The 12,026-nt window shown below is 66.2% G+C and carries 9 protein-coding genes; 5 read left to right on the plus strand and 4 right to left on the minus strand.

What is annotated here, in order from left to right:
- Positions 1–123 precede the first annotated feature (123 nt).
- The 3 genes from FZ983_RS22900 to FZ983_RS22910 form a co-directional block, all read right to left on the minus strand.
- A complete protein-coding gene (locus FZ983_RS22900) occupies positions 124–1,866 on the minus strand; it encodes a tetratricopeptide repeat protein (RefSeq protein WP_188092463.1) in 1,743 nt (580 codons plus the stop codon).
- Between the two features lie 728 nt (positions 1,867–2,594).
- The gene (locus tag FZ983_RS22905; protein WP_149225803.1) at positions 2,595–2,909 is read right to left on the minus strand and encodes a hypothetical protein; all 315 of its coding nucleotides are present in this window, start codon (positions 2,907–2,909) and stop codon (positions 2,595–2,597) included.
- A 308-nt stretch (positions 2,910–3,217) separates the two neighbouring features.
- Positions 3,218–3,736 carry a YetF domain-containing protein gene (locus FZ983_RS22910; protein ID WP_149225804.1) on the minus strand — a complete coding sequence of 173 codons (519 nt, stop codon included), beginning with the start codon at positions 3,734–3,736 and terminating at the stop codon, positions 3,218–3,220.
- A gap of 231 nt (positions 3,737–3,967) precedes the next feature.
- Between FZ983_RS22910 and FZ983_RS22915 the strand changes: the two genes are divergently transcribed.
- The gene (locus FZ983_RS22915; protein ID WP_149225805.1) at positions 3,968–5,266 is read left to right on the plus strand and encodes a DUF2254 domain-containing protein; all 1,299 of its coding nucleotides are present in this window, start codon (positions 3,968–3,970) and stop codon (positions 5,264–5,266) included.
- Between the two features lie 165 nt (positions 5,267–5,431).
- Positions 5,432–6,298, plus strand: coding sequence for a DUF533 domain-containing protein (locus FZ983_RS22920; RefSeq protein ID WP_149225806.1), 867 nt, complete (start codon positions 5,432–5,434; stop codon positions 6,296–6,298).
- 28 nt (positions 6,299–6,326) lie between these two features.
- Here the strand turns inward: FZ983_RS22920 and FZ983_RS22925 are convergent, their stop codons facing one another.
- Positions 6,327–8,636: an FdhF/YdeP family oxidoreductase gene (locus FZ983_RS22925; RefSeq protein ID WP_149225807.1), complete on the minus strand. Its 2,310-nt coding sequence runs from the start codon at positions 8,634–8,636 to the stop codon at positions 6,327–6,329.
- Positions 8,637–8,952: 316 nt separating this feature from the next.
- Between FZ983_RS22925 and FZ983_RS22930 the strand changes: the two genes are divergently transcribed.
- From FZ983_RS22930 to FZ983_RS22940, 3 genes are all read left to right on the plus strand, one after another.
- Entirely contained in the window at positions 8,953–9,465 is a 513-nt protein-coding gene (locus tag FZ983_RS22930; RefSeq protein WP_149225808.1) for a ferritin-like domain-containing protein, read from the plus strand.
- 178 nt (positions 9,466–9,643) lie between these two features.
- Positions 9,644–10,327, plus strand: a complete 684-nt coding sequence (locus tag FZ983_RS22935) for a hypothetical protein (RefSeq protein ID WP_149225809.1) — start codon at positions 9,644–9,646, stop codon at positions 10,325–10,327.
- 31 nt (positions 10,328–10,358) lie between these two features.
- Positions 10,359–11,870: an ATP-binding protein gene (locus tag FZ983_RS22940; RefSeq protein WP_247883923.1), complete on the plus strand. Its 1,512-nt coding sequence runs from the start codon at positions 10,359–10,361 to the stop codon at positions 11,868–11,870.
- Positions 11,871–12,026 lie beyond the last annotated feature (156 nt).

Below are 12,026 nucleotides of genomic sequence, written 5' to 3' on the forward strand. Positions count from 1 at the left end.
GATCGGGCAGGAAGAAGGAAGCGATCGCTCTCTGTTGAAAGCGGCCTTCCGGGCGGAGCGGGACGGTGTTCCGCCCCGCCGTCCGCGGGTGCGGCATCGCGGGGCATCACGCAGTCGAGGTGATCATGCGACCAGCTCATGCAGGGCGTTTGCGACGCGCCGTATGACGGCAGTCCAGTCGCCCGGGGCGGTCTGGCGGAAGAGCCGCATGGTCGGATACCAGGGCGTGTCGTCACGGTCCAGAAGCCAGCGCCAGCAGCCGTCGTAGCGCGACATGACCCAGACCGGCTTTCCCAGCGCTCCGACGAGATGGGCGACCGAGGTGTCGACCGTGATCACGAGATCAAGGCGCATCACCAGGGCCGCCGTGTCCGCGAAATCGGTGACTGCTCCCATCGGATCGTGGATGTCCATCCCCACCGGCGGATCGGCGAGCTGCGCCGCCGGCCCGCCCATCTGCAGGTTCACGAAGCGCAGGTTCGGCACCTCGGCCAGGGGCGCCAGGTCCCGCAGGGTCATGCTGCGCCGCCTGTCGGTCAGGTTCGCGCGCAGCAGGCTTGGGCGGGGGTCTCCCGACCACACCAACCCGACCCGCAGTCCAGTGCCCGGCAGGGGCTGGCCCAGCCATTTGCCGATCGCCTCGGCGGGCGGGTAGAGGTAGGGAATGCTGCCGGGAATCGTGTCCAGTTCGGTGCCGAGCAGCCGCGGCAGGCTCATCAGCGGGCAATGGAACTCCGGCTTCGGGAAGGGGTCGGTCAGCGCATGAACCGCATCCACGCCGGGCATGCCGGCGACCAGCCGCTTCAGTGCCGGCTGGACCGCCAACACCACGCGCCCGCCCAGCGCCGCGACCAACGGGGCGTAGCGGACGAAATGCAGGGTGTCGCCGTGCCCCTGTTCGGCGTGCAGCAGGATGGTGGCGCCATTCAGCGGTTCGCCCCGCCAAGCCCGCAACTGCCCATTCACCGTCGGCAGCTGGCCGGTTTCCCAGCGGGCCTCGTAATACTCCCAGCCTTCCTTGAGCCGGCCGGCCTTGAGCAGGGCCAGAGACAGGTTGAAGCGGGCGTCGGGATGCTTCGGTTCGGCGGCCAGGGTGCGGTGGAACAGGCGCTCGGCTTCATCCAACCGGCCGAGGTCTAGGTTGACGATGCCGAGATTGTTCAGCGCCGACACATGTGACGGGTTGATCTGCAGGGCTCGCCGGCACAGTATCGCCGCCTCGGCGAAGTCGTCGCCGTTCCGGGCCTGTGATCGCTGGACGTAACCGAGGTTGGCGTAGGGATCGGGATGGTCCGGCTTGAGCGCCACGGAGCGGCGGCAGAAGCCGATGGCGCCCGGGCCGTCGTTCAGCTCCCACACCGCGCTGGCCAGGTTGTTCCACGCCCCCGGGTGATCGGGGGACAGGCGCAGGGCCCGGCGGAAGGCTGTAGCGGCCTGAGCATGGTTCTTTTCCCGCGAGGCGGTCGCGCCGAGGTTGACGTAGGCCTGTACCGTTGCCGGTTCCAGCGCCACCGCCGCCCGATAAGCGACGCCGGCGTCGGCCAACCGTCCCGACAGCAGGCGGGAATCAGCAACGGCCAGGAGTTCGCTCGCCGTGGCCACGCGCAGGCGGCAGAAGCGCTCCAGCAGGGCCGACGCATTGTCGCCCGGTCGGGGTTGCCTGTGGAGGTTGGCAAGCGACTCCGGATAGGCCGGATTGAGCGTCAGCGCCAGACGGTACTGCTCTCGCGCCTCGTCCGCTCGGCCGAGCGCGCGGAACGCTTCACCAAGGCTGTTGCGGTAGTAGGCCTGTGCCCTGTCGACCACGAGTGCCCGCCGCACCCAGCGGCTGGCCGCCTCCGCCGCCCCAGCTTGCAGTGCTGTCACGCCAAGCAGGTGGAGGACGTCGCCATGCGACGGCTCGGCGGACAGAATAGCCCGGTACAGTCTGCCCGCTGCGGCATCCCCTGCCTTATGCCGAGCCACCGCGGAGGCGAGCATCGACCTTACGTCGGGCAGCGTGGCCTTTTGGCCTTCCCCGACCTCAGGTTTGCAGGCCAACTGGCCCATGTCCTCACCTCATCTCCGATGCGTCAGAAAGTCTGTTGAAATACATAACGCTTTCCGGCGCCAAAGCCAGCATCGCTCAGATGCTGGACCGGCCTGAGAGTAGCTGGACTGGGGCGCGGTACGGTTCGATGAGATGCCCGGCTGCGGTAGATTGAACCGCAACCGGAGCTCTTGGAGATGGACAAGGAACAGGAACGTAAGCCCGAGGGGGCGCCGGAGCGCGCCCGCAACGCTGGCGCAGGCGCCCCTCGGGCGTGGACGCCAGCACGCCCCAACGTGTTTCTCCGCGGCGCGCAAGAAGGTGGCGGCGGTGACGCGCCTGCTGCGCGCCGACCACCTGCGGACTTATCAGCCGCCGTGCGCCGAGCTACCCTTGGCCGCCTGAACAAGCTCAGCCAGGTGTCTCGTTTCCGGGCCGCGGTTCATCCCGACGGGCCAAGAAGCGGACACCGGGCTGGTTCGCCTGATCGCCCGGCACAGCGTCGGCAGTACTTCCCTACCGTCGCTTACGAGCAATCCTTCGCCAAAAGCCGAGGGTCGTGGACTTACCAGGAGGAGGAGGACGAGCCGGCGGTGTTGGGCAGCGAACGGCGGGTCATGCCCTCGCCCATACCGCGCTCGTTCGGCGAGATGGTCTCATTGTTTTCGTAGGCCGTGCCGCTGGAACCGGAGCCGGCCCGGCTGGGGTTGTTCAGCGACTCCTTCGACATGTCCTGTCCCATGCCGCGGGTGTCGGGCGATATGACCTGTTCGTTCACGCCCGAACTGCCGGAGGTGCCATAGCCGCTGTTGGAGTCGGACGCGCAGCCGGCGAGGATCATGGTCAAGGAAGCGGTCGCAATGATGAGGGCGTGTCGCATCAGTTCACTCCATCCGGTGATTTCCTGGATTTCACCCTCCCAGAAGGACCGGAACATCACGTCCGTTCCGGATTTTACTGCAGGGCCTGATCACGACAACCCGACGGCGCAGCTTCGGTTCCCACAGATGTTATGTGGAGACGGCGATCGGCTCCGAAAATTCCGTCGAAACCGACGTCACATGCCCAGTCTGAATCCCCGCTGAGCCGGGACCGCCGACCACGCTGCCGCATGAGGAGCCTGCTGCGTGAGGGCGAGCGGACCGGTCGACCCCAAGGCTCGAGCGGACCGGCTGATGCACCGACGGATCAAAGGCGGCCGACCGCTTCGAGCGTCGGCGGATCGGGATCGGTCCCGCCTTCCTCTCCCGGCACGACGCTGAAGGAGCCGTCGGTCTCCAGCACGACGGCCAGCACGCCGTCCAACTGCCTGCGTCCTTGGGCGCGCAGGACGGCCATCACCTCTTCCCGGGTGACGCGCTGCTGTTTCAGGGCACCCGGCAGAAACTCGCCCCGGTAGACGAGCAATGTCGGCTGCGCCTTGATGATCGCCTGGAAGCGTGGCGAGCGGACCGACGCCCAGGTGATCGCGTACTGCAGCAGGATCAGCAATGCCAGCGCCAGCACCCCTTCGGCCAGCGCCACCGATTTGCTGAGCAGCACGGTGGCGAGCGTCGAGCCGAGCGCCACCGTCACCACCAGATCGAAGGCGTTCATCTTGGTCAGGGTCCGCTTGCCGGACACCCGCAGCAGCAGCACCAGTGCGGCATAGGCGAGCACGCCGACCACCAGCACCCTGACCAGACCGGTCCAACTGTCGAAGAACATTCCGTTTCCTTTCATCCTTTGGCCGGCCAACCTCGCTTGCGGCCGGGAGTTCCGGATCACGGTGCCGCCGCGAAAGAGGCAGGCAAGCCCCCACCAATGCGCCGGTCGGCAGGCAATGGGCGTGGCAGATGCAGTCGAGCCTGCACGCAAGGCCGGAAAGGACCATGTTATCCCTCTGCGGCGGCGGGAAGGCCGCTCGCCGTCCGATCCGCTTCCGCTGGGGTGAATCGTTTGAAGGGGCGCCTGCTCTACTACTGGATGTTCCTGCGCGAAAGCCTGTGGTTCGTGCCGCTGCTGATGAGCATCGCGGCGACGGCGCTGGCCGTCCTTCTCGTCACCGAAGGCGAGGTGCTGCCCGACGGGGCGGCCGAGCTGTGGCTGATCTACAGCGGCGATCCCGAAAGCGCACGCCAGCTGCTGGGGGCGCTGCTGTCGGGCATCATCACCATGACGTCGCTGGTGGTCTCCATTACCGTCGTGGTGTTGACCCTGGCCGCCGGACAGCTGGGTCCACGTCTGGTGCGGAACTTCATCGGCGATCCCCAGACCCAGACGGTGCTTGGACTGTTCGTCGCGACGATCCTCTACCTCCTGGTGGTTTTCCGCAGCATCGGCGCCCCCTCCGACAATGCGATTCCCCATTTCGCGATCAGCGTCGGCACGGCCCTTTCGGCCCTGTGCCTGTTCGTCCTGCTGTTCTTCGTGCACAAGCTGGCGCGATCGATCATGTACGACAACGCCGTGCGCGACGTTTCCCACCAGCTGCGGGCATCCATCGATCTGCTGTTGCCGGAGGAGGGGACGCCCGAGATGCCGCCGCCGGTGCCGGCCGATGCGGCGCGCATCGGGTTCGGGCGCGACGGATACATACAGGCGGCCGACTTCGACATGCTGGTGCGCATCGCCTGCGACGCCGATGCGGTCATCTGGCTCGACGTGCGGCCCGGGCGTTTCGTGCTCGCGCGCGGATGCCATGTCGCTGTGCACCCGCCCGACGCCTGCAGCGATGCGCTGCGTGAGGCTTTGGAGAAAGCCTTCATCATCGGCACGGAACGGACACCGACCCAGGACCTGGAATATGGCATCCGCCAGCTGGTGGAGATGGCTCTGCGTGCCCTGTCGCCGGGCATCAACGACGTCTATACGGCCCTGACCGTGATCGACATGCTGTCCTCCGCCTTGTCGCGCATCTTCGACCGGCCGTTGGAGGCCGCGCTGCTCCGCGATGCCCGGCAGCGCGTGCGGGTGGTCCGCGACGTGACGAAGCATGATGGTCTGGTGCGCGCTGCCTTCGACCAGCTCCGTCAGGCGGGAGCCGGAATGCCGGCCGTGCTGATCCGGATGACGGAAGCCCTCGCAGCCCTTGCGCCCTACGCTTGCGATGAGGCGCGGAGGCGGCCTTTGCTGGATCAGATCACCCTGATCGAGATGGAAGGGAAGCGCGGCGACTTCCTCGACCGTGACCGCGAAGCGCTGTTCGCCCGCTGCCGCGACGCCCGGGAGAGTCTGACCGTACACCCCGGTCGTTGATCGGGGCGGGCCGCCCTGGATGGAGCAACTCATCATTCTTGAGAGGCGGCGGGTTTCATTGGCCTTGAACGACCCCATGTCTACGGCTCCCGGCTGGGGCTCCCGGCCTTGGTCGGGCTTGGTCTTTCCTGCGTCAGCCCTTGAACCCCAGCGAGGAAGGGAACGATGAGCAACCTGAGCAAAGTCCTCGGCGTCATCCTGGCCAGCGGGCTCGCCGGCCGTACGGGCCGGGGGCCGGCCTTTGCCGCTGCCATGCCTCTGCTCCTCGGCAAGAAGGGCAAGAAGAAAAAGAAACACTTCTACGGCCACGGCTATGGTGGTCCGCATGGGATTCCCCATGGACCGGCCGCAGGGTTGGGCGGGCTGGCGGGCGGATTGGCGGGCGGCCATGGTTCGGGGCTGCTGCAGAAGGCGGGGCTCGCCTCGCTGGCTTATCTTGCCTACCGCGCATATCAGGACAGCCAGAAGCCGGCGCCGACCGGATCGCAGCCTCCTCCTCCCGCTGCCGGTGGTCCGCTGGGCGGCATCCTCGACCGGTTGGGTCTCGGTGGCGTGTTTGGCGGCGCCTTGGGCGGTGGTGCGATGGGAGGCGGTTCCACGGGCGGCAGCGTCATGGGCGGTGGTGCGGCGGGTGGTCTCGGCGATCGTCTGGCCGGGGTGCTGCGCGGCGGGACGCCGGAACCCGATCTGGGCGATGCCAAGGCGCTTCTGCTGATCCGCGCCATGATCGCGGCGGCGAATGCGGATGGCCGGATATCGCCCGATGAACAGCGCCGCATCCTCGACAGCCTGGATGCCGCCCAGGCCGATCTGGAAGACCGGCGGATCGTCGAGGCGGAGTTGCGGTCGCCGCGCCCGATGGACGACATCGTCCGCGAGGTGCGCGATCCCGACACGGCGGAGCAGGTCTATCTCGCCTCAGAACTGGCGGTGCGCGGCGGCAGCGAGGTCGACCGCCAGTATCTGGCCTACCTCGCTGCCCGCCTCGGCCTGTCGGATTCCCGGCGGCGGGAGCTGGACTCGATGGTGTGACCCGCGCGCGGTCCGTCAAAGTGGACCGTCAGGGGCGTGCCCGCGGGTCCGTGACGATGCGCACCGGCACGCCCTTGGCGGCGGGGGTCTCCGAAGCCTCGTCATGGTACCAGAGCGGGATCAGCGGGTTCATTTCCGGATAGTAGGAGCCGACGCAGCCGCGCGGCAGCAGGAAGGGCGTGACCGTCAGCCCGTCGACCCGGCGGTCGACGCCGTCGCCGGCATCGCCGGCCAGCCCGACCACCTGCCCCTCCGACAGACCGGCCGCGGCGATGTCGGCCGGGTTCATCAGCAGCACGTCTCGCGTGCCCTCGATCCCGCGCAGCCGGTCGGAATAGCCGTAGATCGTGGTGTTGAACTGGTCGTTGGAGCGCATGGTGATCAGCCGGAAGCGGCCCGGCGCGTCTTCGAACCCGATGGCGCGCAGGTGCCCCGGCGGGGTGAAGTGGGCCTTGCCCGACGGGGTTTTCCAGATCCGTTCGCGCGCGGGATTGCCGCGGTAGAAGCCGCCCGGCGTGAAGACCCGTTCGTTGAAGCGGTGGAACTCCTGGGGATAGGTTTCTTCGATCAGGGCGCGGATGCGGCGATAGTCGGCCACCCATTCGTCCCATTTGACCTTCGGGTTCGGCGGCAGGGTCGCCTTGGCCATGCCGGCGACGATGGCGACCTCCGATTTCAGATCGGGGCTGGCCGGCGTGTTGTTGCCGAGCGAGCCGTGAATGCAGCTCAGGCTGTCCTCCATCGTCACCGCCTGTGCGCCGCTTTCCTGCAAATCCTCTTCCGAGCGGCCGAGGCAGGGCAGCAGGAAGGCGACCTCGCCGTTGATCAGGTGGCTGCGGTTCAGCTTGGTCGCGATCTGCACCGTCAGGCGCATGCGGGTCCATGCCGCCTCCATCCGGTCGCGCTCCGGGATGGCGCGGACGAAGTTGCCGCCCAGCCCGATGAAGGCCTTCACCTCGCCCGACAGGATCTTCTCGCAGGCCTTGACGGTGTTCAGCCCCTCCTTGCGCGGCGGCTCGAAGCCGAATTGTTCGGCCAACCGGTCGAGCGGCACCAGCTCCGGCTTTTCGGAGATGCCGACGGTGCGCTGGCCCTGGACGTTGGAATGGCCGCGGACCGGCGAGACGCCGGTGCCGTCGCGCCCGATGTTGCCCTTCAGCAGCCACAGGTTCACCAGGGCGGCCAACGTTTCAGAGCCGCGCACATGCTGGGTCAGGCCCATGCCGTACATGGCGATGGAGCGATCCGCCTCGATGTAGATGTCTGCGGCCTGTTTCAGGTCTTCGCGGGTCAGGCCGGATTCCCGTTCGATCTCGTCCCAGCCGACGGCCTCCACCCGCGCCTTCATCTCGTCGAAGCCGACGGTGTGCTGCGCGATGAAGTCGGGGTCGATGACATGCCGCTTCTGGCTGGACCAGCGCGCATCCTCGGCTGCCAGCACATGCTTGATCAGGCCTGTGATCGCGGCGATGTCGCCGCCGGCCTTGACCTGGAGATAGAGCGTCGAGATCCGCGTGTCCTTGCCGGTCAGCATCTCCAGCGGGCTCTGCGGGTTGCGGAAGCTCTCCAGGCCCTTCTCCCGCACGGGGTTGAAGGTGACGATCTTCGCGCCGCGCTTCACCGCCTGCTGCAGCGGGTGGAGAAGGCGGGGACTGTTGGAGCCGGTGTTCTGGCCGAAGAAGAAGATGGAGTCGCAGCTGTCGAAATCGTCCAGCACACAGGTGCCCACCGGCGATCCGATGACCTTCTTCAGGCCGACCGAGGTCGTCTCGTGGCACATGTTGGAGCTGTCGGGCAGGTTGTTGTGCCCGTACAGCCGCGCGAACAGCGCGTAGAGGTAGGAGGTCTCCAGGCTGGCGCGGCCGGAGGCGTAGAAGACCGCCTGCTCCGGATCGATGGCGCGCAATTCCGCACCGATGGCGGCGAAGGCTTCCTCCCAACTGCAGGGCACATAGCGGTCGGTGGCGAGGTCGTAGCGCATGGGGTGGGTGAGCCGCCCCTGCTGTTCCAGGTCGTGGTCCTTCCATCCCTTCAGTTCGCCGACGGTGTGTTGGGCGAAGAAGTCGGGCGTGCAGCGACGGCTGGTCAGCTCCCAGACCGTCGCCTTGGCACCATTCTCGCAGAATTCGAAGGTGTGCGGTTCGGCCGGCTTGCCCCAGGCGCAGGACACGCACATGAAGCCGCCGGGCTTGTTCTGACGGCGCAGCGTGTCGAGCACGGCGGGGGTCGGCCGCTCCTCCCCCATGATCCGGGCCATGGAGCCGACCGAACCCCAGCCGCCGGCGGGCTTGTCGTAATGCGGGGTGTTCTCGTCGTCCGACAGTCCGTCAATGCTCATGGCGCGGGTCTTTCAGCGGATTGGACTCAAGATCAGGCGGGGCATAATCTTTGGGAGCGGTATCGCCACCAGCCCCCCCGGCTACGTCCAACCGGCCGAATGGCGACAGGTTCCGCAGTGCCGCCGGGCTGATGGAGCCTCCGAACCACAGAATCCCACGCTACCCTGATGGCATATCCGCCCCGCTGAGCGGGGGACCGGCGCAATGGAGCCGGTCCGGTCCTGTTGGGAAAGGGGACAGGCCGCCGCAATGGTCGCGGTGGCCCCCGGGGAAGAGCCTCTGGGAAAAAATCACCAGGTCAGCGGAGAACCATTCATGCCCAGCGCCAAAGACAACCTGATCGCGTGGCTGCGCGATGCCCACGCCATGGAAAGCCAGGCGGTCGAGATGCTCGAGCGTCAGGTCGACCGCATCAAGAACTATCCGGAAATGTTGGCGAAGGCCCAGGAGCACATCGACGTTTCCAACCGTCAGGCGGAACGGCTGAGCCAGTGCCTGCAGTCGCTCGGCAGCAGCACCTCTTCGATCAAGACCGGGGTCGGCATGCTGATCGGCAATGCCCAGTCGCTGTCGGGCGTGTTCGCCGACGACGAGATCGTGAAGGCCGGAATCTTCAACTATGCCTTCGAGCATTTCGAGATCGCCAACTACCGCGCCCTGATCGCCGCCGCCAACCGGGCCGGCGAGCCGGAGATCGCCCGCACGCTTCAGCAGAGCCTGGACGAGGAGATGGAGATGGCCTCCTGGCTGGAGCAGCGGCTGCCGCAGGTCACCGAAACCTTCCTGACGCGCCAGGAAGCCGGGGCGCCCGCCGAAGCCAAGCGCTGACCGGCCGGGTGCCGGGAAGCGGGCCGTATGGCCCGCTTTCCGGCGTTCCTATTCCCGGATCAGCGCTTCTTGTGTTCGTTGGTCCACGACCAATGAGGAACTGCAGTCCACCAACGAAGAACTGGAGACGATAAACGAAGAACTACGCTCCACCAACGAGGTGTTGGAGGAGGTCGGCGTGGAAATGCGGCGCCAGAGCGAAGATGTCAGAGCATATCGACGGTGTTCGCAATGGATCCTCCGCAGCATTGATGTCGGGATCATCGTGCCGGACGACAACCTGATCGTCCAATCCTGGAATCGCTGGAGCGAGAACATTTGGGGGCTGAGGAACGAGGAGGTGACGGGCGAGCTGTTCCTGGACCTCGACATCGGCCTGCCGGTGCGATTGCTGCGCCGGCCACTCCAGGACATCCTGGAAACCCAGATGCCCGCCGAACCGGTGGAGATGCCGGAAATCGATGCGCTCGCCCTCACCGGGCTGTTGGCGTCACTGCTGTCCGGCGAGAAGGCGGAAATCGTCTTCGAAACGACGATCGAGAGCGCAGTGGCGGGTCGGCCCGCCCGGTCGCACGCTGCATGCGGCATTTCGGCGAGGAACAGCCGCCGATCCTGGCCGCCGATCCTGGTGGTTCTCGCACATGACGTGACGGAGCGGCAGCGCATCGGGGCGGACGACGGCAGGGCGGAGGCGATGCCGGGAGGATCGGGTCAGCCTGGGCTGCATGTCCAGGCAGTTCACGATTTCCCAAACAGCCATTCGGCCCTGACCATTGGTGCTACTACCGGAACTTTGGTAGGTGTGAATAGTTTAGACGTTTCAATATGTGTTGCCGGCAATTGGCCGCTTGATGCACCGTAAATCGCCCTTCAGTTGGAAGGAACATGGTGCAATGTCGGACATGCATGGACTGAAGGCCAGCCGTGCTGTGAAGGCGAAACCGTTGATCGTGCAGCCGATCTGGGATCGGTTGGACCATGCGGTTATCGTGACCGACTGCAACCTCGTGGCGCCCGGCCCTACCATTCGATATGTGAACCGGGCCTTCACCCGTCTTACAGGGTATCGCGCGGATGAGGTGATCGGTCGGTCGCCTCGCCTTTTGCAATGCCCCCGCACCGACCCGGTGGTGGTGGCGACGATCAGGCGCGACCTGCATGAAAGTGAAACCACCCGCGCCACGCTCGTCAACCGCCGCAAGGACGGCACGGAATATCTGTGCAGTCTGGTCATCACCCCGCTGGTCGGATCGACGGGCAATACCGAGCATTTTATCTGCGTCGCGGAAGACCTGAGGGAGGCTCACTCCAAATCCGTTCTCCAGCGCGTTTCGGGCGAATTGGAGCAGGCCCAGGCCCTGATCGAGGATCTCGAAAGGCGCCAGAGCGAGGCGGACGGCCTGATCGCGCGGCAGCAGAGCGAGTTGGCGGCACTGATCGAACAATACAGGGCGACGTGCGCCCAGTTGGAGGAGGTGCAGGAACGTCTCGCGCTGCGCGAAGGCGCGCTGGAGCGCTCCAGCCGGGAGTTCTACCGGTCCGATAGCGAACTGAATGCTTCCAAGGAAGAACTGAGGGTGATGGACGAGGAGTTGCGCGTCGCGCTGGAGCAGATGGAGGAGGCGAATGCGCAACTGGCCCAATCGAATGAACAACTGCGCCGTCTTCAAGCCGCCGACGCCGACAAGCTGCAACTGCTTGCCTCGGCCAGCCACGACCTGCGGCAGCCGGTGATGTCGATGGGGCTGTTCCTGGACGTGCTGCGCAACCGGCTGGGCGAGTCCGAACGTCCCATTCTCGGCGGACTTCTGGCTGCGCATGTCTCGATCCGCACCCTGCTGGACGGCATGCTGGACAGCGCAAGGCTGGAGGCCGGTGCGCTGAATCCGATGGTGGAGCCGGTGCCGATGGCGATCATGCTGGACGTCATCCATAACGAATTCATGCTTCAAGCCGAAATGCGCGGGCTGCGGTTCCGGGTGAAGCCCTGTACCGCCACGGTGTCCAGCGATGCCCAGCTTCTGGAACGCATTCTGCGGAACCTCGTCGCCAACGCGCTGAAATACACCGCCACCGGCGGTATCCTGCTGGGGTGTCGCCAGTGCTGCGATGCGGAAGGCGGCAGACACCTGCGCATCGAGGTGTGGGATACCGGTCCCGGCATCGCCGAAAACAACCTGCGGGCAATCTTTGAAGAGTTCCGGCAGCTCGACAACCGCGACCGGGACCAGACGCGCGGGGTCGGGCTTGGCCTTGCGATCGTGGCGCGGCTGGGGAAGCAGTTGAACCATCGGATTGGTGTGCGGTCCTGGCCCGGGCGGGGGTCCGTCTTTTCGGTGACCGTTCCACTTGTCCCGAAGCACAGCACCAGCCGTGGCCGGTCACACGCGGGAAGGGCCAGCTGAAGCGGGAGTGCCCGGACCCGGCACTGCCTCCTTCGGCTTGTCACCTTCGGTTTGAGTAGTTCCTATCCCCATGCACCGTTAGGTTCACGGAAGCGATGGTTCATCCTGTTCCGCTGTTGGCACTGAACTTGCTATGCGCCCCGGTTTTCCAACGGG

The sequence above is a fragment of the Azospirillum sp. B21 genome (genome assembly GCF_008364825.1).
GTDB lineage: Bacteria > Pseudomonadota > Alphaproteobacteria > Azospirillales > Azospirillaceae > Azospirillum.

Bases quoted from the DNA above. Each gene is read 5' to 3' on its own strand.
- FZ983_RS22905 (WP_149225803.1), bottom strand. From the start codon at position 2,909: ATGCGACACGCCCTCATCATTGCGACCGCTTCCTTGACCATGATCCTC.
- FZ983_RS22910 (WP_149225804.1), bottom strand. From the start codon at position 3,736: ATGTTCTTCGACAGTTGGACCGGTCTGGTCAGGGTGCTGGTGGTCGGC.
- FZ983_RS22920 (WP_149225806.1), top strand. From the start codon at position 5,432: ATGAGCAACCTGAGCAAAGTCCTCGGCGTCATCCTGGCCAGCGGGCTC.
- FZ983_RS22925 (WP_149225807.1), bottom strand. From the start codon at position 8,636: ATGAGCATTGACGGACTGTCGGACGACGAGAACACCCCGCATTACGAC.
- FZ983_RS22930 (WP_149225808.1), top strand. From the start codon at position 8,953: ATGCCCAGCGCCAAAGACAACCTGATCGCGTGGCTGCGCGATGCCCAC.
- FZ983_RS22940 (WP_247883923.1), top strand. From the start codon at position 10,359: ATGTCGGACATGCATGGACTGAAGGCCAGCCGTGCTGTGAAGGCGAAA.